This is a genomic window from Hydrobacter penzbergensis, assembly GCF_900106985.1.
Classification (GTDB): domain Bacteria; phylum Bacteroidota; class Bacteroidia; order Chitinophagales; family Chitinophagaceae; genus Sediminibacterium; species Sediminibacterium magnilacihabitans.
The window spans coordinates 37,003-62,058 of sequence record NZ_FNNO01000007.1 but is presented as its reverse complement, the minus strand read 5'-3'; the positions used below and the strand labels follow the sequence as shown (position 1 = coordinate 62,058).

Below are 25,056 nucleotides of genomic sequence, written 5' to 3'. Positions count from 1 at the left end.
TATCATGAAAAAAATAATCCACTATATAACAATCGGTTCATTCTTGTTTTTGATGAATGCCGGTTGTAATAAATCAGTCAAAGGCAGAACAGATAACCTGGCGCCGCTGAACCCGCAGAATATCGATCTCAACGCAGGCACCTGGAAAACAGTATTGCTGACGAGGCCCGATACTTTTGCGGTAACAGCGCCTGCCGCCATCAATTCTACGGCATATGTTGCCGAGCTGAATGAGATCAAAGGATACCAGAAAAACCTCACGGGCGATCAGGAAGCCCGCATCAGGTACTGGGCTGCCGGGGGTGTGTTGCGATGGAATGAATTGATGCGTGAACTGGTAGCCAAATACAATCTTCCACCATACCAGAATGCCGATGGTACGTATCCGATACCCAGTGCTGCTAACCCATTTGCCTATCCGTTGTTTCCCTTCGCCAATCCGCCATATGCAGCAAGGGCCTATGCTTATATCAGTGCGGCGCAATACGATGCATTGGTAGCCTGCTGGTACTATAAAAAATTATACAACCGGCCAGCGCCTTATAAAACAGATAATACGGTCATCAGCAAAGCATCACAGACGGACCTGCCTTCTTATCCTTCTGAAGCTGCAGTGTTGGCAGGCGTTACAGCGGAAATGATGAAGTTGTTGTTCCCCACTGAAATTGCTTTTATACAAGCAAAAGCCACTGAGCAGGAAACCGCTACCATCATGGCGGGTGCGGCAACAAGGAGTGATATCGTTGCCGGTGAAGCATTAGGGAGACAGGTGGCACAAGTGTTTATTGCCAGGGCGCGTACAGATAATGCTGGAAAAGCAGTGGGTACGCCGGCTGACTGGTCGAACCTGGAAACAACTGCTACTGCAAAGGGAGAGACTCCCTGGTATAGCCTGGAAGTGCCGAAACGGCCGCCCATGTTACCATTGTTCGGAAAAGTAACGCCCTTCCTGTTCGATACCGCTACTGTCAGCGCATTGAGACCTCCGGCACCACCTTCTACTTCCAGTGCGCAAATGAAACAGGAAACAGAAGAGATACATGAGCTGATAACGAACCCTGCACGTGAAAACATAAGGATTGTGCAATTTTGGGCAGATGGGGTAGGAACTTATACACCTCCTGGTCATTGGGATGCGATAGCCGCAGCAGATTTTATCAATAAAAATTTCAGTGAAGTAAGATGGGCCAGGGATATGGCGCTACTGAACATGAGCCTGATGGATGCAGCTATTGTGTGCTGGAATACCAAGTTCTTTTATTTTAATCCGAGGCCTACACAGATGAACCCGGCCATTAAAACATTAACCGGTATACCCAATTTCCCTGCTTATATCTCCGGGCACTCTACTTTCAGCGGAGCGGCTGCAGCTATATTGGGATACATTGTGCCTGAAAGAGCAAATGCTTATACTGCGATGGCACAGGAAGCGTCTTTTTCAAGGATGGCAGGTGGTATACACTACCGGTCAGATTGTGCTATCGGATTACAGGTAGGAACGAATATTGGTAATTATGCTATTACCCGTGCAAAGAACGATGGGGCTGACAAATAGCCGATTAACAAGGCCGCACAACAAATACTAAAGAGATAGCTTATTAAAAGAAGTAGCGCCCGGACAAATGGGTGCTTCTTCTTTTAATAAGCTACCTGTTAATTTAAATCATTCGCCCGGCTGACTTCAATCATATACCTGCAGCAATACGTACTATAATTTTGATATCGGTTTTCGTGAACAATCATTCATTCAGATTTAAAAACATTGTTTATGGATATCCGGTCATTATGCAGTAAACCTGCTCAATTGATAACGGTTGTGCTATTCGCTTCTATTATCCCTTTATGTCAATTATCAGCACAATCAAAACCCTGGCTTGTTCCCAAAGAATATATCAATCTCAATAATCCCATGGCCGATAACCAGGCAGCAATAAAGGAGGGGAGAACTTTATATACAGCCAATTGCGCCCCTTGCCATGGAGACAAAGGTAAAGGAGACGGCCCGGCAGCGGCTGCACTAAATCCTAAACCTGCTGATCATAGTTCCATCATCATGCTGCGTGAAACAGACGGAGATATATTCTATAAAATAAGTGAAGGGAGAACACCGATGCCTCAATACAAATCTGCTTTCACGGAAAAGCAGCGATGGGAGTTGGTGGCCTATATCCGAACATTATCTAAAGGGTCTAAACATTAGCTATGGCAACGATGCATCCGGATTGATGCCTTGTAACAGGCTTCATTATAAACAATTTATTTTATGAAAAAGCAATACTTACTATTGAAAATATTCATTTGTTTCTCATGGATTACCTTCTTTCAAAATAAAGCCGGTGCGCAACAAACGGTAGTTGATTCTTCTTTGCTCGACAGGATTGCAGCACTTGAGAAAAAAGTTGCTGAGAAAAGATCGGGAGAAGATCATTTTATGGTAGCTGGACTTACCTCAATTGGATTTTCAAGTTATAAAACCACCAATACATTGAATGGTATTTCTGCTGTTTCAAAAGGCAATAGCTTCCCGGATGCAAACCACTATGAATTCAGCCCCATGTTTTTATGGCGGCATGGGAAAAATTTCTTACTGGAATTTGAGCCATCCTTCAACAACAATGGATTAAGTGTAAACTGGGCCGATGTATCCTGGTTTGCTGCACCCGGATTGATCTTGCGGGCGGGATATTTCGTTTTACCCTTTGGGTCTTACGCTAAAAGATTAGCGGCCGGATGGATCAACAAATTAGCTACAGACCCAATGGGGATAGCGGGTATGACGCCAACAGATTATGGTATTGAAGCTGAAGGAGGATTCCCTTTAGGCGACATGAAAATGAATTATGATATTGCCCTAACCAATGGCAGCCAGCTACACCCGGATGGAACTTTAACGAGTGGAAATATTACAGATAATAACAATGGCAAGACCGTAACTGCCCGCGTGGGCTTACTTCCATTTTCCAACGCTTCATTAGAGGTAGGCGTATCGGGTATGTTCGGAAAAGTAGGCACTCCGGGAAGTGTGACACAGGATGCGAAAGGAAACGCTTATGCTTTTGACTTAAACTACGTAAAGAATTTCAATCCTGTTTTGCTGAATATAAAAGCACAATACAATATTCAGAATGTCAGCAATGTAAATTATATAAACCCGGTTGATACTACGAAGACTTATACATTCAATAATCACGCTGTATCGTCTTTTGCACAATGTTCTATACGGCCGGTCAATGTCAACAGTTTTATAAAGAATTTAGAAGCTGCGGGAAGGTACACTATGTATAATACGCCTGGTAATTCCACTTTTGGAAGTGACCAGCATGCTGTAACGGTTGGGCTGAGTTATTGGTTAAACTGGAGAACTGTTTTTAAAGTAACGTACGAGTCCTACACGGGTAACAGTACTGCCAGCAAAGATTTAGGCGCGTTTACCGGCAAAACATCTACCAACACTTTATTTGTTCAATTCTCTATTCAACTATAAAAATGAATAGCCATGAAAAAGCTTCCATTAAGAAAAACACAAACCGTTGTAGTTATACTTTCATTTGTATCCGTTATGACGTTGTTCATGAATAGCTGCAAAGTGAGTCAGAAAGTGGCAGCCAAATCGGGGGCACAATTGTGGACAGAAAACTGTCAGCGTTGTCACAATACCCCTTCTCCATCCACTTTCTCGCCGGAACAATGGGAAACCATCGGTTTACACATGCAAAGCCGCGCACTACTCAGCAACAAGGAGAGGGATAAGATCATTGAATTCATGAAACAGTAGAATTGTTTGCCCGATATGATAATCATGCTTTATTCAGGCTTCTTAAAAGCTACCTAGAAGTATGCCCATTTAAATCATCTGAAATTCATAATTTTTCCCCCTTCATCTATAACAATAATCCGTTCGCTCTGGAGGAATTCGAGAACAGACCAGATCTTTTCCTGGTTCCATTGATGCAATGACTTTAATAAAAGAGGGGTGGTTATTATACCGTTTTGTAGTTGCTCCCGAATGGCCGTCTCTATCTGTTTAAATTCTGCGGGTGTAATCGGTTTCTTTTTCTGGTCGAGGCAATTGTCGCAAATACCACAGTCGTGAACAGCTGTATCTCCAAAATAGCGGGCGATGAACTGGCTCCGGCATGCTTCAGACAATGCTGTGTACTGCAACATTTGCTTCACACGATCGGTATATTGTTGTTTGCGGAGCAGGTAGGTGTCCTGGTCTATGTAAAGATATTGTGCAGGCGCGCGGTTGAGCAGGTAATGGATCTGTGGCGTTTCTTTTTGCGGCAGGTATTCGATGATGCCATAAGCTTTCAACTGCAATAATTGACGATGCACTTCGTCAATACTCAAACGACATAGACGGGCAATCTGTTTTTCGAAAACAGATACGCGGTTGTCGATAATGCCTTCATAAGTGCGTAGCAAGACTTTAATAAGCGGATCCAGTTCGGGATGCGCAGTTTCAAATGCTTCAAGCAATTCCCTGGAAGCAGTGAACGCTACCTGCGTGGGTAGAAAAATGGTTTCCTCAAAACTGAGATGGCCCTCCAGTTCCAGCACTTTCAACGTATTCATCACCAATAACGGATCGAGGTTGAAATTGCGCGTAAAAGTGGTGAAATCAAAATCATAATAATTGCCTTCTCCCAACCCAACCGGTATCTGTAAATAATCTGCCAGTGACTGGTAAATTTCTTTGATCACGGCAATGGGCGGAAAACGTTTATCGGGCATGGATTCCAACTGTTCTTTGTCTTCCTGCTGGTACAAAAGTACTGCATAAGACTTTGCCCCATCTCTTCCGGCCCTTCCTGCTTCCTGGTAATAATTTTCCAGGCATTCCGGTATGGTGTAATGAATCACAGAACGTACATCGGGTTTATCGATGCCCATGCCAAAAGCATTGGTGCATACCATCACCCTCAAGTTACCCTCGATCCAAAGTTGCTGTTTATTTTCTCTGTCTTCCTGCGGTAATCCGGCGTGGTAATGATCGGCGCTGATACCCTGTAATTGCAGCAAGTAAGCGAGCTCTTTGGTGAGCCTGCGGCTGTTCACATACACAATGCTGCTGCCATGCACTTTCTGCAACACATCCATGAGTTTATTGAACTTGCTATCGGCCTGGAAGCAACTGTATGATAGATTAGGTCGCTCAAAAGACTGCCTGAAAATTTTAGGCTGACGGAATTTTAATTTATCGATGATATCGTCTTGTACCAACGGCGTTGCTGAAGCTGTAAGGGCTATCACCGGTACATCAGGCAATTCATCCAATAAGTTCGCGATGCGCAAATAAGGCGGCCGAAAATCATAACCCCACTGGGAAATACAATGGGCTTCATCCACTACAACCAATCCAATGTCAAGTGCCGGTAAGTATTCCTTGAAAAGAGTCGATTCCAATCTTTCAGGCGATAAATAGAGAAATTTATATTCGCCATGTACTGCATGCCGCAAAACCCACCTCACAGCTGCCTGATCCAATCCGCTGTGTATGGCCACTGCGGGAATATCTCTTTGCAGCAGGTTGTCTACCTGGTCGCGCATCAGTGCAATAAGCGGACTGATCACAACACAGAGCCCATCTATGAGCATACCCGGTACCTGGAAGCAAATAGACTTGCCCCCGCCAGTGGGCAGCAATGCCAGCGTAGGATTGCCATCCAACACGGAATGTATGATCTCCTCCTGCATCGGACGGAAACCATCATAACGCCAGTAATGTTGCAGAATAGAAAGCGGCGTTTGCATGATCACGCAACCTTTTTAAAATTGAGTCGTACAGAATTGATGGCCAGTACTACATCGCTGAGTCCCATGACCAATGCTCCGAAGGTAGGATTTAAAAAGCCCAGCGCTGCAACTGGTATGGCTACTATGTTATAAGCAAAGGCCCAGAACAGGTTTTCCTTGATAGTAATATAAGTATGCCTGCCCAATCCCAATGCCAGCGGCAGGTTCTTCAGCCCGTGATTCATCAACACCACCTGTGCGCTTTGCATAGCCACATGCGAAGCATCGCTCAAAGAGATACCTACGGTAGCTTTGGCCAGTGCCGGCGCATCGTTGATACCATCACCCACCATGGCAGTAGGCGCTTTTGCGTTGAAAGCCGATATCTGATCGAGCTTCTGCTGCGGTGTTTGTTCTGCGATGACCTGGTCAATGCCAAGCTGTGCGGCAACCTGCTCGCATTTTTCTTTACGATCACCACTGAGCAATATGGTGGTCATGCCCCTGGCTTTCAGGGCCGCAATTACCGATGCCGCTTCGGGCCTGATCTCATCGCTCACATCTATCCATCCCAATAATTCATTATTGCGAAGCAGATAGATATTGTGCTTGTCGTCGCCCGTATGTGCAGCAGCGGCTTTATATGATCCGGCCAGGTACTGGTTACCTTCCTTATCCGTTGCCTGCATGCCCAGTCCCTTTATCTCTTCTATTTTACTCCAACGTATATCGTCTTTTACTTTCCATTCTTTGGTGATGGCACGGGCAATGGGGTGATTGGAATATTTTTCCAATGAAAAAACGATGCGTTTAAAATCATCAGCATCACCTGTTGCATGAAAGCCGGCAATTATAAACTGACCGGTAGTAAGCGTTCCGGTCTTATCAAAGACCACCTGGCGGATGCTCTTGAATAGCTCAAGACTACGCGCATTTTTAAACAATACACCATTGCGCGCCGCACGACCCAACCCTACTGCAATGGCTGCAGGTGTGGCCAGTCCCATTGCACAGGGACAGGCGATGACCAATACGGCAATGCTTCTCAGCAAACTGCTGCTGAAAGGTTGATGTCCGAAGAAATAGTTACCCAAAAATGCCAGCAAAGCAATACTTAATACCGTAGGAACGAAAATGGCACTGATCTTATCGGCCAGTTGTTGAACAGGTGGCTTTTCAGTTTGTGCTTCGCGAACGAGTTTTAAAATATTGGCCAGTACGGTATCTTCTCCTACTGCAGTGATATAAGCTTTGAGCGTGCCCGATTCTACAACGCTGCCACCGATCAGCAGGTCATTCATTTTTTTCTCAACCGGGATGCTTTCACCGGTAACAATGGCTTCGTTGACATTGGCTTCTCCCCATAATATTTTAGAATCCATTGGAACAGGCTCGCCGCTTTTGATGAGTACGAGATCACCCACTTTAAGACTGGCGCTTTCTACCGGAAAAATATGCTCCTGGTGTTGTTCATCGTAAGCGATCATGTTGGCCATCACTTTCTGGCTCACCGCTAATTTTTTCAGCGCCGCCTGTGTGGTCTCAACAGATTTATCTTCCAGCCAGTTGCCCAAGAATACCAGGGTAATGATCGCTGCGGCGGTTTCGTAAAAAAGATATTGCTCTGCTTGTCCGGTCAGCGTGCCATACAAACTGTACACAAACGCTGCGATCGAACCCAGTGCAATGAGCACATTCATATTGGGTATCCCTTTCAACAAGCTTTTAATAGCACTTCGTCCGAAAAAATCCATGCCTATCACAAACACCGGTATGGTAAGCGCCAATTGTACATAAGGATTCATCAGGAAATGAATATGAATGCCCGGTATCATGTGCAACATCAGCGGCGCAGTGAAAATGATACACCAGGTAAAACGCTGTAAATGATTCCTGAATAATTTCTTGCTGCCTTTGCTCTTTGCACCCTCGCCATTCAATACATGGTATCCCAATCCTTCAATGCCTTTCTCCAATTCCTGCTTAGAAGTACCATTACCGATCTCAAAGCTCACATCGCCCCCTACAAAATTCACTTTCACCTGCTGCATGCCTTTGCCCTGTAAGAATTTATCTACCGTGAGGGCGCAGTTGGTGCAACTCATGCCTTCTACTTTCCAGTTCACTTTTTCCATAACGGTCTTAATTAAAATTACCCTGCAAATTTACCACAACTGAATGGGGCTGTTGTTTCGATAAAGGAACTATTTCTACATCTATGTTGCATAGATGGAGCCTGGGTCTATCTTTGCATCATGGATGCTATTTTTAGCCTGGAACAGATCAGGCAGGCGGCAAAGCTCGCATGGAAAGAAGGTAAACAGAAAAGGGTATGGGCATTCCATGCTGCTATGGGATCGGGAAAGACCACTTTCATTCATGCTTTGTGTGAAGAGTTGGGCGTGAAAGATGCGATAGGCAGTCCCACTTTCGCTATTGTAAATGAATACCGGAGTCCGGTGGCGGGAACCATCTACCATATGGACTGGTATCGGTTGAAAGATGAAGAAGAAGCCATACAGGCTGGTATAGAAGACCAATTGTATAGCAAAGCAGTATGCCTGGTGGAATGGCCTGATAAGGCGGCCGGATTATTACCCGATGATACCCTGCATATTGTACTGGAAGTGCTAAACGAAGGCACCCGCCGGATATACAGCCTCCAGGAAAGCCCTGAAACTCTCCATTAAAAAAGTTAACTTTACCTATACTCACTTAAACCCAGCCCGCATTGTCTTTTTATGGCAACTTCAAAACCTGCAATCAGTCCCTCTATCACTTATGAACCCCTGGAAGAAGTGCTCGATGTAAAACCACAGGGCGCTAAACTCAATATCGGCATCCCCAAAGAGATCGCTTTCCAGGAAAACCGGATTGCATTAACGCCCGATGCGGTAGGGGTATTGGTGGCGAATGGTAACCAGGTGGCTGTAGAACACAAAGCGGGCGAGGGTAGTAATTATTCCGATAAAGATTATTCAGAGATGGGCGCCCGTATTGTGTACGACCGGGCCGATATTTTCAAATGCCCCATCCTGGTGAAAAGCGCCCCCCCGGTGGAAGAAGACATGCCGCTGTTGCAGATGAACCAGACCGTCATCTCCCCCATACACTTATCTGCGCTTAAAAAAGAGTATATTGAAAAGATGATGGAGAAAAGGGTTACTGCGCTCAGCTTTGAGAATTTCAAAGACGACAGCGGTACTTATCCCATCGTGCGCAGCATGAGTGAGATCGCCGGTAGTGCGGTGATGCTGATTGCAGGACAATATTTGAGCAGTTTCAATAACGGTAAGGGCGTATTGCTGGGAGGTATCAGCGGTATACCACCCACCAAAGTAGTGATCATCGGCGCAGGGATCGTTGGTGAATTTGCTACACGCAATGCACTGGCACTGGGCGCTTCTGTGAAAGTGTTCGATAGTGATGTGTATCGCTTGAAACAATTGCAGAACAACCTGGGGCAACGCATCTGGACTTCCGTGCTGGAACCGCGCATTTTATCGAAGCAATTAAAAACCTGCGAAGTGGCCGTGGGCGCCCTCAGCAATGAATATGGCCGTGCCCCTGTAGTAGTAACAGAAGCCATGGTAGCGGCGATGCGCAAAGGCAGTATCATCATTGATGTGGCCATTGATCGTGGCGGATGTTTTGAAACCAGCGAGCTGACCAGTTATGAAAACCCCACTTTCATCAAACACGATGTGATCCATTATTGTGTACCTAATATCCCCAGCGGATTTGCGCGTACCGCCAGCCAGGCCATCAGCAATGTGTTGATGCCATTGATACTGGAAGTGAGCGATGAGGGAGGATTGGAAGAAATGGTTTGGCACAATTTCAACCTCCGCGAGGGCATCTATATGTTCAAAGGAGCGCTCACCGATTTTTACATCAGCCAGAAATTCGATCTCAAATACACTGATTTGAACCTGCTCATTGCGAGCAGAAGATAACTTCATTGAGTCGTCATCCTGAGCGAGCGAAGCGAGTCGAAGGATCTGTCTGAATGTTCAGTGAGATCCCTCGACTGCCCCTTCGACTCGCTTCGCTCGCTCAGGATGACGGGCTTAGATTTAATTCTTCAATTGTATATGCACCGTTGAATGATCCCTGATCTCTTCATTCGCTGCTTTAATGAGGGTATCACCGGCGTTAAGCTTTCCGAATAATTCAACATTACCATTTACCTCGTTGCCCTTTTGTACCGGCACCCATTCTGCTTTCTTGCCGTTCACCCTGATCACAAAAGTGCCGGTAGTGGCATTGAGTACAGCTGATTTAGGCGCCGTGAGGCTGCTGTCTTTGTTATTCAGCGGAAGGTTGACATCCGCAATCATGCCGGGCAATAATTTTTTATCTGGATTCAATACATCCATTTCAATCCTTTGCGAACGGAGCTTGGTATCGAGCGCACCTGCGAGACGGTTCACTTTTGCACTGAACACCTGGCCGGGGAATGCTTTCACAGAGAATTTCACCTCGCTGTTGTCGTGCAGGTAACTGCTGTATGCTTCGGGAACAGCGATCACAAGACGTAGTTTTTTCTGTTCCTGTAAGGTAAACATCGGCAGTTCTGATCCTTTACCTGAAGGGCCTACATAAGCGCCGGGGTTTACATTGCGCGCTGTAATGATGCCGTTGAAAGGAGCCCTTATTTCGAGATAGTCTTTGTTGGCAGTAACTTCATGATAAGCTGCTTTGGCAGCCTGCAGTTGTGCATAATCAGACTTCTGCCGGGCCAATGCCAGATCGAGGTCGTTGGGAGAAATGGTTCCCGGTGTTTTGCTTGTTTCCAACAGCCTTTCATAGTTCGCTTTACTGGCGAGGTAGATGGCTTCGAAAGATTTGAGCTTTGATTCGGCCCCCGATAATTGAGAACCGATCTCAGGCGCTTCCATAGTGGCCAGTAACTGACCCTGGGTTACCTGCGTTCCCACATCGGCATGTATCTTTTTTACAAAGCTGCTCACTTTGGCATAGATATCTACCTGCTGAAAAGCAACCAGCTCACCGGGCATCTGAAGCGACGCGGTTAACTGTTGTTTTTGTACCAGCACAACTTCTGCGGCCGGAGGCGCCACCGCATGTGTTTCTTTTTCTTTCTTTGCCTCACCTGAGTTACAACCGGCTACGATCAGGAACGAAAGACCCGCTGCCAGTGATGGATATAGTTTGTTGAATGTTTTATGCATGTTTTGTACGGTTATCGAAAAGTGAACGGATATAGTGTTTGCTTTCTTTGTCTTCCGGATCCAGTGAAACAGATTGTGTGCCCGATTTTTCCTGCGCCCATGCAAATATCACGGGCAATATGAACAACGCAGCGAATGTAGAAGCGATCAATCCGCCGATCACTGCTCTTCCCAGCGGCGCCGATTGATCGCCCGCTTCACCTAAACCGCTGGCCATGGGTATCATGCCTACCACCATGGCCAATGCTGTCATCAATATGGGGCGCAATCGCAGCGCTGCCGCTTCTTTGGCCGATAAGAATGCGTTGCCATTGTGTTTGCGCAACTGTTCGGCATTGGTAATCAGCAGTACGGAGTTGGAAATGGAAACGCCTACCGACATGATGATGCCCATATACGACTGCAGGTTCAGTGTTGAACCCGTTAACATCAATAGCGACAAAGAGCCCAGCAATACAGCCGGCACAGTGGCCAACACCACCAGTGATACTTTGAAAGACTGGAAGTTGGCAGCCAGCATGAGGAAGATTACCACAATAGCTACAATCAATCCAGATTGCAGGCTGTCCAGCGTTTCTGTGAGGGTAGTACTCAAACCGATCGGTTCTATGCTCAATCCACGCGGTAATTCACCCAATGAAGCGATGGCTTTTTTTACATCGTTCGATGCAGCGCCGAGGTCTGTTTTATGAACATTGGCTGTTACAGACAAGGCAGGCATAGCGCCCAGGTTGTCGTTCTCGCCATAAGCAGTACCAGTGGCTAACGTAGCCACATCGCCTAATACAGGGCGGACAGCATTCTTTTGCAATGCGATTTCCTTGAGATCATTGGTGCTGGCCATTTTACTTTCCGGAACCTCCACCTGTACACTGTAACTGTATCCGGCTTTCTCGTCCATCCAGATATTTTTATCAGTGAAGCGGGATGAAGAAGTGGAGGTGATGAGGGACCTTGATACATCATTCATATCGAGACCCAACTGCGCAGCTTTTATACGGTCAACGTTTACACTAATAGTAGGATACTTAGTAGATTGGCTCAACTGTACATCGCGCAGGTAACTGATCTCTTTCAGGCGATCGATGATCTTTGCAGAATAGAGTTCATTGGTCTTTTTATTTCTGCCCGATACCCTTACTTCGATAGGCGTAGGAGAGCCCTGGCTCAATATCTTTTCAGTTAACTCAATCGGTTCAAAAGATGGCTGTACATCCGGTACTTCCTGTTTCATCCGCTCGCGGATCTTGTCTTTCAATTCATCGAGATTGGTTCTGTAACCTTCTTTAAGACTTACTTGTATAACGGCTTCATGCGGACCAGGCATGAAAAGATAAATAGGGCTGGTAGAAAACTGTGAAGGATGCTGACCAACAAAAGCAGAAGTAACATTGATGTTTTCATCTCCCACAATAGACTTGATGATATTGAGCACCTTGATGGTCTTTTCTTCTGTACGTTCTGCCCTGGTTCCTTCGGGTGCACGTAAACGCACCTGGAACTGACCACTGTTTACTTTGGGTAATACATCCCTGCCTATAGAAGAGAGCATCCACCAGGCCAGGCCGGAGATAACGAGCACGTAAGCAATGGTAATGGGTTTGCGATAAGGCATCAATCGTTCGCTGAAACGGATGAAACGATTCCTGAATTTTTCAAAACGTGTTAATGATTTTTTATCACCGCTCTCGCATTGTTCGATGAGTACTTTTTTCTGATCCCAGGTATCTTTCTCCGATTCTTTTGTGAGTGCCGATGTTTTGAACTGGGCTTCATCTTCAGAAAGTCTGCCTTTTTTCTTTTTGCCGGCTTTGTGACTTTTCATGATCCAGTTGGCCATGATGGGCACGAATGTCTGCGCCAGGAAATAAGATACGATCATGGAAAAACCAATGGCCAGCGCCAAAGGCAGGAACAATGAACCGGGAATGCCGCTCATGGTAAATGCCGGCGCGAATACTGCAAGGATGCAGAAAAGGATTAACAGCTTAGGGAATGCGATTTCTTTACAGGCATCCCAGATGGCCAGCGCCTTGGGCTTGCCCATATCGAAGTGTTGGTGAATGTTCTCGATGGTTACCGTACTCTCATCCACCAATATACCAATTGCCAATGCCAATCCGCTCAACGTCATGATATTGATGGTTTGCCCGAAAAGATTCAGGAACAAAACACCAGATATGATGGATGTAGGAATCGTGAGGATCACGATCAATGCACCCCTGCTATCGCCCAGGAATAACAATACCATCAAACCGGTAAGAATAGCTCCGATGGCACCTTCACTCAACAGGCTTTTCACGGAATTGATCACATAAGTAGACTGATCGAATTCGTACGACAATGTAACATCTTCCGGTAATTGCGCTTGTAATCTGGGAAGGGCCTGCTTCAGTTTCTGAACCACTTCCCAGGTAGATGCATCTCCGCTTTTTGCAATACTAAGGTAAACAGAGCGTTTGCCATTCACCAAAGCATATCCTACTGTTACATCGGCGCCGTCTTCTACCGTAGCTACATCACGCAGGTAAAGATTCTGCACACCACCTTTGAATAAAGGAATGTTCTCAAAATCTTTCACTGTTTTAATTAGCGTATTGGTGGGAGAAAGATAATTGGTATCGCCGATGCGAATATTGCCGGAAGGAGTTGTCTGGTTGTTCACCTTCAGGGCTTCCACCAATTGATCGGACGTGAGGTTGTGCGACCGCAACAGGGTGGGGTCCACTTTAACAACGATGGTTCTTACGTTACCGCCAAAAGGAGGCGAAGAAAGCAAACCGGGAATGGCAGTGAATGAGGCGCGCACATAAACGTTGGCCATGTCCATCAGCTCGTTGTTGGTACGCACATTACTGCGCAGTACCAGTTGTCCAACCGGTAAAGTGGAAGCATCGAAACGGATGATGAAAGGCGGCTGCGATCCCTGCGGGAAGATGGCTTGTATACGGTTGGCGCTGGCGCTCAATTCCGCAGAAGCCTGCGCCATATTGGTGCCGGGATAAAAAGTGATCTTGATGAGCGTTAATCCCTGGATGTTTTTGGTCTCAACAGTTTTGATACCATTGACATAAGAAAGGATGTTGATATATTGCTTACCGAAAAGCGCTTCCATCTGGTCGGGCGTATAACCGCCAAAAGGGTGGGCCAGGTACATAACAGGCAAATCGAGCTTGGGAAATATATCGATCTTGATGCTGTTCACGGCTTTGATACCAAAGAAAAACAATCCTGCAACCAGCACCATGATGCTGATCGGTTTACGCAGTGCAAAACGGATCATGTTCATACTAACTATTATTTTACCTGTTTCAGGAATAAATCAAAATCACCCGAGGCTGCTGCCTTCAACAGCAAGGCCTGCCATACATTGATGAAAGCCACTCCGATATCTGTTTCCGCTTTATTTACTGCATACAATGCTTGCTGGAGGTCTACAATATTGGCCAGTCCGTTTTTATACAAAACGCTTTTCTGTAAATAAGCATCCGATGCCGCTTTGTATTGCCGGGGCACTTCGTTGCAAGCCTGCAGGGCGTTTTCAATGCGCTGATCGGAAAGGATCAGTTGGTCTTTCAATTGTGTATTCACCAGGTCGTATTCCGATTGATAAGCCTGGGTAATGAAATGCTGTGCTGCTGCCTGGTGTTTGATCTTGGATGGACTCATCAAGTTCCAGGAAACAGACAAACCTGCAACATAATTGCTGCGAGAAGGGTTGATGCCGCTAAAATAACTTTTCGAATACCTGTCGGGATAATCCGGGGTATAATTATAATCGAAACCAGATCCCCTGCTTTGGAAGATACCAAACAGGTTCACACCAGGCAATATGGTTTTGCGGATGGCTGTTTCTGATAAACTGCTTTGCGTAATACGACTGGCAAAAAACTGTGCCTGTGGATTTTGACGAACGTCGAAATCGGTATGGTAAGCAGCAGGCATATTTTTGAGAAAAGCGCTGTCCAGTACAAAGGGCGCGGGACTGGTGTTGAGTAACTGTGCCAGTTGATTACGCAGTTGCTGTTCGTTACCAGTAGCATCGATCAAAGCGAGTGTAGCCCTTGATACTTCTGCATTGGCAATAGAAGAATCCACACCGGGATTGAGGCCCGATAAGGTCCTGGCCATCACTACTTTCCTGATGGCATTGGCCCTGTCGAGGTTGGATTGTGCGTTCAGGATAAATCTTTGTGCAATGAGCAGGTTGAGATAAGCAGAACTGATCTTTACACTTTGAATGAACTGTTCCTGCAAGAGGTCTGCAGAATCTCTTTTGACCTGTGCATTGGCAGCATCGATCCTCGACTGCTTTCTGCCAAAGCTGAACGCTTCCCAGTTGGTATTGATCACGTAGAGCGCCCCGAAAGCGGCCGCCCAACTCTGTTTGCTGTAAGATGGCCCTGCTGAAGCAACGCCTGTTACAGCGGGTGCCATCGGGCCAAACTGTCCATTTATGGTACCGTAGTTTTGTTGCAATCCGGCAATGACATTGGGCAGATAATCGTTCTTAACGTTTTGTACCAGGGCGCTGGAAGCCTGCAGGTAATGTTGTTTGGCCTGTATGGACTGGTAATTGCCCAGTCCGGTTTTGATGGCATCTGAAAGCCATAAAACAGGCTGCTGTGCAACGACTGTATTGATACAGCATACAAAAGCGATAATAAAATAACAGGCAGCTTTACCGCTGCGATGAGTAGAATGATTCATGCAAAAGAATTGTGACTTCAATTTTCGAAGGCGCGCAGATCGTTTGGGTTTAGTATGGAGGGTTTCTCTAATTATTTTATGTTATTGAACCGGCTGTCCGGTAATCTTCGCGGCACATTGCCAGGATTTTTTCGGGTCCTTATCAATAATATTTTGCAGGAGGTCGGCATGCGCTTCATGTACATTCAGGAATGCACTGGTGTCGCTGAAGACTTCCTGGAAAGACTTTTCGATTTGAGCAGCAATGGTTTTGTAGAGGTCTGCCAGTATATCGTTTTTGGTAGCTTCTGCAATGCTGATATGAAATTGGATATCGGCTGTGATACAAGCGGCAATCTCATTGTTGACAGCAGCTTCGTATCTTTTTTTGAGGAACCGGGTCATCTGGGTAATGTCTTTCTGCGTTCGGTTGAGCGCTGCTTTTTCGGCGATTTTCAATTCCAGCAGTTGCCTTACTTCTTGTAAGTCGGGACCTTTTGCATTTTGCAGGCGTTCATACCAGGGAATACAGGTTCCGTGCTGTAAATCAACGAAAGTACCCAGTCCCTGCCGTACACGCAGCAGCCTGGAATTAACGAGTAACCGGATGGCTTCGCGTATGGTGGAACGGCCAACGCCAAAAAGCTCCATCAGCTCCGGCTCGGTAGGCAGCTGATCGCCAGCCTTGTATTTTCCCGAGGCGATCTGCTGTTGCAGCTTGGAGGCTACTTCATCGCTGAGACAATATTTTTTAACGGGGGTTTGCACTAATCATCATATCATCTGATGATTAAAGGTACGGTATATTTTATAACCAGGACAAGTCATTTCCCTGCAAAAAAATAAATGGTGCTGTGTTAGTTTTTTGGAGGGAGGTATTGTTGGCGTACGATGGCCATCAATTGACCGAGGTTTGCAATATTGGCTGCATCGTTGTCGGATATATGGATATGCCAGTTTTGTTCAACGGCATTCAGCAAATAAGCTTTCTCCCAATCGGTCATGCCGAGGTCTTTCTGAAGATCGGTTTTGTCGGAAATTGAAACCGGGTAGATATTGAGTTTCCTTTTGAGCAAATGCTGGATACTATACACTGGGCTTTTCATGATCTTCCAATTTTGAGTGATTAATAAATACTAGAAGACCAAAAACATTGCCAAGTGTTTATTAACGAGGTGTTAAATTAGCCACCCAGGCCGCTGAACATGCCAAAGAGGATGATGCATAAAACGATCAGTGAGATGATCACATAGCGTTTGTCTTTTTCAATGGCGAAGGCCAGCACAGAGAATGCAATCCTTAAAATGGGTGTTGCAATCAGCAATACAACTGCCAGTTGTATGATGGAAGTGCCATCGAATGCAGCCACTCCATGCAGGATGCCGGGTAAATGCCTGAACTGCGCTGCTGCACCGTGAAATGTTTTATAATCGGGTATTTCGTGAACCTGTTGTAAATACAATATGCCTCCCAATAACGCTACTGTTGCTGAAAGGAACACGCCTGCGCGCAGCCATTTGCCGATCATGCGCTCCATATCGCGTTGCTGCCAGTATTGAGAAGAAAACCAGTTCATAGTTTATGTGTAATGCCGTTATAGATCATTTCAAAAGCCATTAATCCAATAACGATGCTGAATAATATGCGCAACCATTTAACCTGTGCATTCATCAATATCTTTGATCCTGCCATGGCGCCCAGTAAAACACCGATGATCGCCGGCAATGCAAGACCCGGTTGTATATATCCTCTTTGCAGGTAAACAACTGCGCCCGCCGCCGTGGTAACGCCCACCATGAAATTACTGGTGGTGGTAGATACTTTAAAAGGTACGCGCATCATGATGTCCATAGCCACTACCTTAACCGCGCCGGAGCCAATGCCCAGGATGCCGGAAAGAATACCTGCAAGTGTCATGATTAAATATCCTCCGAATACATTCCGGACGCCATAATTTACCATTCCTTGTTTTGAAGGATAAGTTCCGCCCATTTTTAGTTTGGCTGCAAAAGGAGAATTGACGGAGATATGTTCTTCCTGCTTGCGCAGGGTCATCACAGCAGAGAACAAGAGTACCAATCCAAACAGCATGGCAACAAAATGCGTGGGGATCAGTATAGCTACTGCTGCGCCAATGATCGCTCCAGAGGTAGTGGCAATTTCCAGGAACATGCCAATGCGTATATTGGTGATACCTTCTTTGATGTAGGCGGCAGCGGCACCAGAAGAAGTGGCAATGGATGCAATCAACGATGTGCCGATGGCATAACGGATATCATAGCCAAAGCCCAATGTTATCAATGGTATCAATACTACGCCGCCACCAAGCCCGGTGAGCGCCCCCAACATGCCGGCACAAAAAGCGCCTAAGAGTAAAATGAGGGTAAACAATGCCAAACTCATGGATACGAAGGAATTATTTGAATTCTTCGATTTTCAGGTTTCGCCACTTCACTTTGATGCCGCCACCGTCGTGGATTTGCAACGCAATGAATCCTTCGCCTTTGCCTATTTTTTCATCTTTGATGTGGATCATCTCGTGGCCGTTGAGCCAGGTGCTAACCTCATCGCCAATGGCAGTCACTTTCATCGTGTTCCACTCACCCATCTTCAGCCATTGCTCATCTTCCGGTTTGGGTTTGATGAGCCAGCCACGTCCATAAGATTCATAGATGCCGCCGGTGTGCAGGTTGGGAGGCGCCACTTCGGCCTGCCAGCCGCTGATCTTGGTGCCTTCGATAGAAGAACGGAAGAATACGCCGCTGTTGCCATTGGCTTCCTGTTTGAATTCTACTGTTAAAGTGAAATTCTTATACGCTTTGTTGGTAGAAAGATATCCGTATTGTTTATCCGGTCCGCTTTCGCAAATCAGTTCACCATGATCTACGTACCATTTCTCTGTTCCGTGAATGGTCCAGTTGTTGATGTCTTTTCCATTGAAGATGGGAACAGCCTGTGCCTGTGCATGATGAAAGGAAAGGATGGCAAACAATACCAGTATGCTAATTTTTTTCATGATCGGTTTTCTATTTAACTGTATTTGGTTACGCCGGGAATGGCAACGGGATAAAATCCATCTGCATTGGGCAATACAGGAGGTGTGGCGGCGAAATCATATACTTTGGGGTGAAGATCCAATCCTGAATTCAACGCCTTATCCCATTCAATGACCTGGCCGCTGTAAGTAGCCATTCTTCCCAGGATGGAAGTCATGCTGCTTTTCGCGCCATTTTCTGCATCGGCAAATTTGTATTCGCCTTTGGCGATGGCCGCAAAGAGTTCATCGTGCTCGGTCTGGTAAGGATTGTTTTCTGTTTTCCTGTCGAACTGGTAAATGGTATTGCCTTTTGCATCGGTGATCCTGCCGGCGCCACAACGGATACGGCCTTTGGCGCCCACTAATAATTCATCCACGCGGCTCATGGTGCCGGGAATATGCCGGCACTGGCTGTTCAATAAAGAGCCATCGGCGTATTCGAATTCAACATAGTGATGATCGAAAATTTCTCCATTGTCTTTTCCCTTGCGTACCTGGCGGCCACCCATACCCTGGGCTTTCACCGGGTAACCTTCCTTGAACCAGTTGATCACATCGAGGTTATGGATATGCTGCTCGGTAATATGGTCGCCGCAAAGCCATACGAAATAATACCAGTTACGCATCTGGTATTCCATTTCTGTCTGCTCAGGTTTGCGGGGCCTCACCCATACGCCATCATTGTTCCACCAGGCCTGCATAGAAACGATATCGCCTATTTCATCTTTACGCTTGAACAGTTCGCGGTAAGAGTTCTGGTAACGCCTTTGCAGGCCTACCACCACATTCAGTTTCTTTTGTTTTGCAATGGCAGCGGTGGCCAGTACTTTTTGCACACCTGCCGGATCGGTAGCTACCGGCTTTTCCATGAACACGTGTTTGTTCTGTTTGATGGCTTCATCAAAATGAATGGGACGGAAACCGGGAGGGGTGGCCAATATCACCACATCGGCCAATGGAATGGCTTTGAGATAAGCATCGAAGCCGGTGAATTTTCTTTCTTCCGGCACGGTGATACGGTCTTTGATGGCTTTGTTGCCGGATGATTCAGCAGTTTTGATGAGGTTGTTCAAACACCTGTCGAGGTTATCCCGGAAAGCATCGGCCATGGCCACCAGTTGCACATTTTGTTTGCTCATGAGTGCCTGCATGGCGGCACCGGTGCCGCGGCCTCCGCAACCGATCAACACTATTTTAATAGCATCGTCGGAGCCGGAGAAAAAATTGGCATTGGAAAGCAATGGAGCAGCCATCATGGCGCCGGCCAGTGTGGCTGTTTGTTTAACAAATTTTCTTCGTGAGTTCAGGTAAGCATCGTTGTTCATATAGCAATTTTTAAAGGATGATGGTTATTGTGAAAGATAAGTTTTAAAAAAGGTTGCTGCTTGTTCAGGTGTTGGTTGCTGTAATGGCCGCACAATACGGAAACCCACCGCGGCTGCATCGGTAAGCCACCATTTACTTTTGGGTATCTGCGGATCGCGGCGGTTCCAGGACGGATCTGATTTGAAACGCGCAGCGCTGCGTAATGCATCTGCTTCGGTGTCATAACCCCCGCCTTTCAAAGATTTCGGATACACCGATTCGTTCGGCTTTTCAAGGGGATCTTTTTCCTGGTTGTTGATATGTTGATAGTAATCCCCTTCGTAATGATCGAGGGTCCATTCCATCACATTGCCCAGCATATCATAGATACCCCAGGCATTGGGCAGTTTTTGTCCCACTTTATGAAATTTATCATCACTGTTCTCTTTGAACCAGGCATAATCTTTCATCTTGCCTGCATCATTACCATAATAATAAGCGGTATTGCTGCCGGCGCGGCAAGCATATTCCCATTCGGCTTCGGAAGGCAGCCGATAGAAGATGCCGGTTTTCTGGTACAACCACTTGCAATACATGAGTGCGCAGTATTGCGACATACTGTTGGCCGGAAAGCCACCTTCCTTGCCCATGCCCAGGCTGAAATCGATGTACTGCGGACTGGGCCTGGTAACAGCGTCCACATCTGAATTCTGACTGGTGGTCTCGTCTTTGAGGAATACGTCGAACTCATCACGGGTTACTTCGTACACGCCGATCCAGAAAGCAGAAACACCTATTGTATGCTGCGGACCTTCATCGCTATGCCGGTGCGCTTCGGTAGCCGGACTACCCAGTGAAAATTCACCCTGGGGTATCGGCACCATTTTAAACTTGAGTAAAGAACCCGGAACAGGCTGTTCATAAGGTTTGAATGCAACGATATTGTTTTGTGTGCTGGCGGGCAAATAAGAAAGTATGCCCAATACCAGGAATTTTGTTTGCTTGGTTCTGTCTTTTCCTGAATTCATGATGATATGGTTCGCAAAATCGTTTTTTAAGGCCGTTCAAGATAGTCAATTATTTCACGAACAATTGTTAGCTATGGTGCCAAAAATCAGGGAAACGGCCGGCAATATGGGTAATGATTTTTCCTTCTTTCAATTCAGTGATGAGAAAAGAAGCTTCCAGGCTCGTTGCCAGCGCTCTTGCTTCAGGTACCGGCAATATGCTACAGGCGGTGGCCAGCCAGTCGGCCTGAGACGCATCGGTTGCCACCACGGTCACATTCTTTTGTTCGGTAATGGCATAGCCGGTGCGGGGATCGATGATATGTGAATATTTTTTTCCGTTGTGAACGATGTATTGATAAGCATCGCCCGAAGTGGTTACGGCTGCATGGCGGAGCGATAATTTTTTCGGCATCAGCAATGCCGTATGCTCCGGAATGGTAATACCCACGATCCATCCATTTTTACCGGGTGGCGCATCACTCATAACCATATCGCCGCCCGCATCTACCAATGCCTGCCGGATACCTGATTGCGTCAACAATTGCAGTACTTCCCTGGCAATATACCCTTTGGCAATACCTCCGAAATCGAGCTCCATGCCTTTGAGGGTGAGGTTGATAGCCTGTTTGGTTGTATCGATCTGCATTTTATCGAACCCGGTAAGCAACCATTTCTCCCGGATAAGTGTGTCGTTGGGAAGTTTTTTATCTTTTCTTGCCTGCCGCCAGCATTTGGTGAGCGGTCCGGCCGTGATATCGTAGGTCTTCTTGCTTTGCTCCCATGCTTTGGAAGCTTTGAGCAGCAAATCCATCATGGGCGGGGAAACCGGCTGCCAGCCATTGCCGGCATGAGCGCAGAGTTTACTCAACTCACTATTGTCATCGTAATCACTGAAGATCATGTTGTATTTGTCTACCAGCTCAAAGCAGGAATCCGCCAGCTCATGGGCCTTTTGTTCATCATCTGCAAAAAAAACAATCCGGAAAGGAGAACCCATTTTAGGTTGTGTATAAGAAAACTTTTGAAACATATAGCTTTGATAAAAACAACCGGAAGTTTTGTAATTATAAAGTTTCCGGTAAATTTAGCAACAAATATCCATCCCATGCTTCGCAGAAAATTTATGCAACAGGGTTTGCTGGCAAGCGGCGCTTTGCTCACTACCAGTGAAATGTTTGCCTCCGAGAAAAAAAACAATACCAACCAGCCGTTGGAAGAAAAACCTTTCCATTGCAATTATGGTATCCACGACGGCATGTTCCGTAACCATGCCGGTAACGATTTTATCGACCAGATCAAATTCGCGTACAACCTGGGTTTCCGGGCCATTGAAGACAATGGTATGATGAACCGCAGTCCCGAGATGCAGCAAAAGATCGGCGACACACTCGAGAAGCTGGGCATGACCATGGGCGTATTCGTGAATGTGTTCGACAACTGGCCCTTACAAACTTCCATGTGCAGCGGAAAAAAAGAATGGCGTGATAAGTTCATTGAATACTGCAAAACTTCAATAGATGTGGCTAAACGCTGCCGTGCCAAATGGATCACCGTGGTGCCGGGCAATTACGATCGCAGCCTGCCGGAAGGCATTCAAACGGCCAATGTAATAGAAACACTGCGCAGGGGAGCAGAAGTACTGGAACCGCATGGACTGGTAATGGTACTGGAACCCCTGAGCGATACGCCTGATCTTTTTTTACGGCATACAGACCAGACCTATGCGATTTGTAAAGCCGTCAACAGCCCGGCCTGTAAGATACTTTTCGATATGTACCACATGCAACGGAATGAAGGGAATATCATCAGCAATATCAATAAAGTATGGGATGAGATCGGTTATTTCCAGATTGGCGATAATCCCGGACGGAAAGAGCCCGGCACAGGAGAAATGAATTACCACAATATCTTCAAACATATCTATAACAAAGGATACAAGGGGGTGCTGGGCATGGAGCATGGAAATGCGCTGCCGGGAAAAGAAGGGGAACTGGCGCTTGTGAAAGCGTACCGGGCAGCAGATGATTTCCTGTAGCCGTTTCTTCAGTTTTTGCTCAGTATCGGGTATTTACTTTGTTCAAACGAACTGGTTTTGAAAATACTGATCATAGAAGACGAGCCCTCTCTGAACAAGAGCATGGTGGATTACCTTACACAGCAACAATACCTCTGTGAGTCGGTGACACGGTATGCCGATGCGCTTGAAAAAATAGAGCGGCATAACTATGATTGTATAGTATTGGATATTATGCTGCCCGGAGGCAACGGCTTGCAGTTGCTGGAACAGCTGAAAGCCAACAAGAGCGCAGACGGAGTGATCATTATCTCGGCCAGGAATGAATTGGATGATAAGATCACGGGCATACAACTGGGCGCCGATGATTACCTCACCAAGCCCTTTCATTTGCCGGAATTGAGTGTGCGCATTGCTGCCATCATCAGGCGAAAAAACCAGCAGGGTAATAACCAGATGCAGTTTCAAGAGATCTGCATAGATATAAAAGGGAAAACGGTTACTGTTAACAATGACCCATTGATACTTACGAGAAAAGAATACGAACTGCTGCTCTATTTTGTGATCAATAAGAACCGGATACTTTCGAAAAACGCTATCGCTGAACATTTGTGGGGCGATGATATGGACATAGCCGATAACCACGATTTCATCTACACACATATCAAAAACCTGCGCAGGAAAATGATACAGGCAGGCACTGGCGATTATATACGGAGCGTTTATGGGATGGGCTATAAATTTTCGGTGCAATGAAACTGTTTACAAAGTATAACCGGATCGCCATCACCACTTCTGTGATCATTTTCATGGCAGGCAGCTTTGCGTTCTATTTAACGTTGCGCTATGTGATGATCAGGCAACTCGATGACGTGCTGAGGACTGAAAGAGCAGAAATTCTCCAATACCTGAATGAGCACCATGAGCTGCCGGAAATGCTTAACACAAAAGACCAGTGGTCGGTTGTGCGCAGAACAGCACATCCATTGGAACGGATGGTATTTACAACGGAAAAAGGGATCAATCCGCACGAACATGGAAAAGAGTGGTTGAGGAAAATACAGTTCACGCTACAGGTACACGATGAACTGTATGAGATATCCATTTATAAATCGCAGGAGGGTACCGATGATATGATCAAGCTGATCATATTGATCGCCATTGTGATGATCGCCCTCATACTATTGGCAGGTAATCTCATCAATCGAACCCTCCTCAAAAAATTATGGCAACCTTTTTATCATACGATCGACACCATCAAAGAATACCAGCTTACGCAGGACAAAGCATTGCGTCTTCCCGGAACAGGCGTTGAAGAATTTACATTGCTGAATACCAGCGTAAGTAATATGACGGAAAGAGCGCAGCATGAATACCAGGTGTTGAAAGAATTTACAGGCAATGCCGCTCACGAAATGCAAACACCTTTGGCTGTTATTGCTACGCATACAGATGCCCTGATGCAGGATGAACAGTTGTTGCACCGGCATGCTGCATCCATTGCCAGTATCGAGCAATCGGTGGGTAAGCTGGCGAAGCTGAACCAGTCATTGCTGCTGCTGGCAAAGATTGAACATGGCCGTTTTGAACTGAACCAGGAAGTGCGGTGGGATGAACTGTTACAGCAGAAACTGAACGAATGGCAGGAACTGATCACGGGGCAGAACCTGAAAGTGTCACTGAGCATTGTTCCGGTTGCTACGGTGTTTCACGAACACCTGGCAGATATTGTGATCAGCAACCTGTTGAACAACAGCATACGTTATAATATAGCCGGCGGACATATTGCCATTATATTGAACCATGAGGGATTTTCCATTGCCAATACTTCTTCATTACCTGCACTGGATACTTCAAAATTGTTCAACCGTTTTTTCCGTCAATCCGGAACAGGGCCGGATGGCAATGGGTTGGGCCTTTCGATTATTAAACAGGTGTGTGAGCTTGCGCATCACCGGATCACTTATCAGTACACCCATCAACAACATGTATTTACCATTTTTTTCAGCAACTCAGACAGGCCTTCAGATTTTTGACAGAATTGGCTGTGAGATTTGCAGTAAAATG

At 46.3% G+C, this 25,056-nt stretch carries 22 protein-coding genes; 9 read left to right on the top strand and 13 right to left on the bottom strand.

The window, feature by feature from the left end:
- Window positions 1–4 precede the first annotated feature (4 nt).
- The 4 genes from BLU98_RS09040 (at window position 5) to BLU98_RS09025 (ending at window position 3,775) form a co-directional block, all read left to right on the top strand.
- A complete protein-coding gene (locus tag BLU98_RS09040; RefSeq protein ID WP_092723710.1) occupies window positions 5–1,555 on the top strand; it encodes a vanadium-dependent haloperoxidase in 1,551 nt (516 codons plus the stop codon).
- A gap of 213 nt (window positions 1,556–1,768) precedes the next feature.
- Complete coding sequence (locus BLU98_RS09035) at window positions 1,769–2,200, top strand: c-type cytochrome (RefSeq protein WP_092723709.1); 432 nt, start codon at window positions 1,769–1,771, stop codon at window positions 2,198–2,200.
- A gap of 63 nt (window positions 2,201–2,263) precedes the next feature.
- Window positions 2,264–3,484, top strand: coding sequence for a hypothetical protein (locus BLU98_RS09030; protein ID WP_092723708.1), 1,221 nt, complete (start codon window positions 2,264–2,266; stop codon window positions 3,482–3,484).
- A gap of 12 nt (window positions 3,485–3,496) precedes the next feature.
- Entirely contained in the window at window positions 3,497–3,775 is a 279-nt protein-coding gene (locus BLU98_RS09025) for a c-type cytochrome (RefSeq protein WP_092723707.1), read from the top strand.
- Between the two features lie 74 nt (window positions 3,776–3,849).
- On the opposite strand, the gene BLU98_RS09020 is transcribed toward BLU98_RS09025, so the two are convergent.
- Window positions 3,850–5,757, bottom strand: a complete 1,908-nt coding sequence (locus tag BLU98_RS09020; RefSeq protein WP_092723706.1) for a RecQ family ATP-dependent DNA helicase — start codon at window positions 5,755–5,757, stop codon at window positions 3,850–3,852.
- A 2-nt stretch (window positions 5,758–5,759) separates the two neighbouring features.
- Window positions 5,760–7,874, bottom strand: a complete 2,115-nt coding sequence (locus tag BLU98_RS09015) for a heavy metal translocating P-type ATPase (RefSeq protein ID WP_092723705.1) — start codon at window positions 7,872–7,874, stop codon at window positions 5,760–5,762.
- 120 nt (window positions 7,875–7,994) lie between these two features.
- Between BLU98_RS09015 and tsaE the strand changes: the two genes are divergently transcribed.
- Window positions 7,995–8,429 carry a tRNA (adenosine(37)-N6)-threonylcarbamoyltransferase complex ATPase subunit type 1 TsaE gene (gene tsaE / locus BLU98_RS09010; protein WP_257574851.1) on the top strand — a complete coding sequence of 145 codons (435 nt, stop codon included), beginning with the start codon at window positions 7,995–7,997 and terminating at the stop codon, window positions 8,427–8,429.
- A 51-nt stretch (window positions 8,430–8,480) separates the two neighbouring features.
- Complete coding sequence (locus BLU98_RS09005; protein WP_092723703.1) at window positions 8,481–9,695, top strand: alanine dehydrogenase; 1,215 nt, start codon at window positions 8,481–8,483, stop codon at window positions 9,693–9,695.
- Window positions 9,696–9,815: 120 nt separating this feature from the next.
- Here the strand turns inward: BLU98_RS09005 and BLU98_RS09000 are convergent, their stop codons facing one another.
- The 11 genes from BLU98_RS09000 to BLU98_RS08950 form a co-directional block, all read right to left on the bottom strand.
- Complete coding sequence (locus BLU98_RS09000; RefSeq protein ID WP_092723702.1) at window positions 9,816–10,934, bottom strand: efflux RND transporter periplasmic adaptor subunit; 1,119 nt, start codon at window positions 10,932–10,934, stop codon at window positions 9,816–9,818.
- Entirely contained in the window at window positions 10,927–14,223 is a 3,297-nt protein-coding gene (locus BLU98_RS08995) for an efflux RND transporter permease subunit (protein WP_092723701.1), read from the bottom strand. Before BLU98_RS08995 ends, BLU98_RS09000 begins: the two co-directional genes overlap by 8 nt.
- An 8-nt stretch (window positions 14,224–14,231) precedes the next feature.
- The gene (locus tag BLU98_RS08990; RefSeq protein WP_092723700.1) at window positions 14,232–15,644 is read right to left on the bottom strand and encodes a TolC family protein; all 1,413 of its coding nucleotides are present in this window, start codon (window positions 15,642–15,644) and stop codon (window positions 14,232–14,234) included.
- Window positions 15,645–15,725: 81 nt separating this feature from the next.
- Window positions 15,726–16,391, bottom strand: coding sequence for a FadR/GntR family transcriptional regulator (locus tag BLU98_RS08985; RefSeq protein ID WP_092723699.1), 666 nt, complete (start codon window positions 16,389–16,391; stop codon window positions 15,726–15,728).
- An 89-nt stretch (window positions 16,392–16,480) separates the two neighbouring features.
- Window positions 16,481–16,729: an acyl carrier protein gene (locus BLU98_RS08980; protein ID WP_092723698.1), complete on the bottom strand. Its 249-nt coding sequence runs from the start codon at window positions 16,727–16,729 to the stop codon at window positions 16,481–16,483.
- A gap of 77 nt (window positions 16,730–16,806) precedes the next feature.
- A complete protein-coding gene (locus tag BLU98_RS08975) occupies window positions 16,807–17,199 on the bottom strand; it encodes a DUF1634 domain-containing protein (protein WP_092723697.1) in 393 nt (130 codons plus the stop codon).
- Window positions 17,196–18,026: a sulfite exporter TauE/SafE family protein gene (locus BLU98_RS08970; RefSeq protein WP_092723696.1), complete on the bottom strand. Its 831-nt coding sequence runs from the start codon at window positions 18,024–18,026 to the stop codon at window positions 17,196–17,198. Before BLU98_RS08970 ends, BLU98_RS08975 begins: the two co-directional genes overlap by 4 nt.
- Before the next feature lie 13 nt (window positions 18,027–18,039).
- Window positions 18,040–18,639 carry a 3-keto-disaccharide hydrolase gene (locus tag BLU98_RS08965; protein WP_092723695.1) on the bottom strand — a complete coding sequence of 200 codons (600 nt, stop codon included), beginning with the start codon at window positions 18,637–18,639 and terminating at the stop codon, window positions 18,040–18,042.
- A 14-nt stretch (window positions 18,640–18,653) separates the two neighbouring features.
- Window positions 18,654–19,985: a Gfo/Idh/MocA family protein gene (locus BLU98_RS08960; protein WP_092723694.1), complete on the bottom strand. Its 1,332-nt coding sequence runs from the start codon at window positions 19,983–19,985 to the stop codon at window positions 18,654–18,656.
- A 24-nt stretch (window positions 19,986–20,009) separates the two neighbouring features.
- Complete coding sequence (locus tag BLU98_RS08955) at window positions 20,010–20,993, bottom strand: formylglycine-generating enzyme family protein (protein WP_092723693.1); 984 nt, start codon at window positions 20,991–20,993, stop codon at window positions 20,010–20,012.
- A gap of 67 nt (window positions 20,994–21,060) precedes the next feature.
- Window positions 21,061–22,005 (bottom strand): FAD:protein FMN transferase, encoded by a 945-nt coding sequence (locus BLU98_RS08950; protein ID WP_092723692.1) that lies wholly within the window; start codon window positions 22,003–22,005, stop codon window positions 21,061–21,063.
- A gap of 75 nt (window positions 22,006–22,080) precedes the next feature.
- On the opposite strand from BLU98_RS08950, the gene BLU98_RS08945 reads away from it, so the two are divergent.
- From BLU98_RS08945 to BLU98_RS08935, 3 genes are read left to right on the top strand one after another with little or no spacing between them, the layout of a single operon-like run.
- Window positions 22,081–23,010, top strand: coding sequence for a hydroxypyruvate isomerase family protein (locus tag BLU98_RS08945; protein ID WP_026769041.1), 930 nt, complete (start codon window positions 22,081–22,083; stop codon window positions 23,008–23,010).
- Window positions 23,011–23,067: 57 nt separating this feature from the next.
- Complete coding sequence (locus BLU98_RS08940) at window positions 23,068–23,745, top strand: response regulator transcription factor (RefSeq protein WP_092723691.1); 678 nt, start codon at window positions 23,068–23,070, stop codon at window positions 23,743–23,745.
- On the top strand, window positions 23,742–25,025 hold the full coding sequence (locus tag BLU98_RS08935; protein ID WP_092723690.1) for a sensor histidine kinase: 1,284 nt from the start codon (window positions 23,742–23,744) through the stop codon (window positions 25,023–25,025). The genes BLU98_RS08940 and BLU98_RS08935 overlap by 4 nt, the downstream gene beginning before the upstream one ends.
- Window positions 25,026–25,056 lie beyond the last annotated feature (31 nt).

Excerpts from the sequence above, each read along its gene's own strand:
- BLU98_RS09015 (WP_092723705.1), bottom strand. The coding sequence starts at position 7,874 with ATGGAAAAAGTGAACTGGAAAGTAGAAGGCATGAGTTGCACCAACTGC.
- BLU98_RS08995 (WP_092723701.1), bottom strand. The coding sequence starts at position 14,223 with ATGAACATGATCCGTTTTGCACTGCGTAAACCGATCAGCATCATGGTG.
- BLU98_RS08950 (WP_092723692.1), bottom strand. The coding sequence starts at position 22,005 with ATGTTTCAAAAGTTTTCTTATACACAACCTAAAATGGGTTCTCCTTTC.
- BLU98_RS08970 (WP_092723696.1), bottom strand. The coding sequence starts at position 18,026 with ATGAGTTTGGCATTGTTTACCCTCATTTTACTCTTAGGCGCTTTTTGT.
- BLU98_RS09030 (WP_092723708.1), top strand. The coding sequence starts at position 2,264 with ATGAAAAAGCAATACTTACTATTGAAAATATTCATTTGTTTCTCATGG.
- BLU98_RS09020 (WP_092723706.1), bottom strand. The coding sequence starts at position 5,757 with ATGCAAACGCCGCTTTCTATTCTGCAACATTACTGGCGTTATGATGGT.
- BLU98_RS09035 (WP_092723709.1), top strand. The coding sequence starts at position 1,769 with ATGGATATCCGGTCATTATGCAGTAAACCTGCTCAATTGATAACGGTT.
- BLU98_RS08960 (WP_092723694.1), bottom strand. The coding sequence starts at position 19,985 with ATGAACAACGATGCTTACCTGAACTCACGAAGAAAATTTGTTAAACAA.
- BLU98_RS08980 (WP_092723698.1), bottom strand. The coding sequence starts at position 16,729 with ATGAAAAGCCCAGTGTATAGTATCCAGCATTTGCTCAAAAGGAAACTC.
- BLU98_RS09025 (WP_092723707.1), top strand. The coding sequence starts at position 3,497 with ATGAAAAAGCTTCCATTAAGAAAAACACAAACCGTTGTAGTTATACTT.
- BLU98_RS09040 (WP_092723710.1), top strand. The coding sequence starts at position 5 with ATGAAAAAAATAATCCACTATATAACAATCGGTTCATTCTTGTTTTTG.
- BLU98_RS09005 (WP_092723703.1), top strand. The coding sequence starts at position 8,481 with ATGGCAACTTCAAAACCTGCAATCAGTCCCTCTATCACTTATGAACCC.
- tsaE (WP_257574851.1), top strand. The coding sequence starts at position 7,995 with ATGGATGCTATTTTTAGCCTGGAACAGATCAGGCAGGCGGCAAAGCTC.
- BLU98_RS08990 (WP_092723700.1), bottom strand. The coding sequence starts at position 15,644 with ATGAATCATTCTACTCATCGCAGCGGTAAAGCTGCCTGTTATTTTATT.
- BLU98_RS08975 (WP_092723697.1), bottom strand. The coding sequence starts at position 17,199 with ATGAACTGGTTTTCTTCTCAATACTGGCAGCAACGCGATATGGAGCGC.
- BLU98_RS08945 (WP_026769041.1), top strand. The coding sequence starts at position 22,081 with ATGCTTCGCAGAAAATTTATGCAACAGGGTTTGCTGGCAAGCGGCGCT.
- BLU98_RS09000 (WP_092723702.1), bottom strand. The coding sequence starts at position 10,934 with ATGCATAAAACATTCAACAAACTATATCCATCACTGGCAGCGGGTCTT.
- BLU98_RS08965 (WP_092723695.1), bottom strand. The coding sequence starts at position 18,639 with ATGAAAAAAATTAGCATACTGGTATTGTTTGCCATCCTTTCCTTTCAT.
- BLU98_RS08935 (WP_092723690.1), top strand. The coding sequence starts at position 23,742 with ATGAAACTGTTTACAAAGTATAACCGGATCGCCATCACCACTTCTGTG.
- BLU98_RS08955 (WP_092723693.1), bottom strand. The coding sequence starts at position 20,993 with ATGAATTCAGGAAAAGACAGAACCAAGCAAACAAAATTCCTGGTATTG.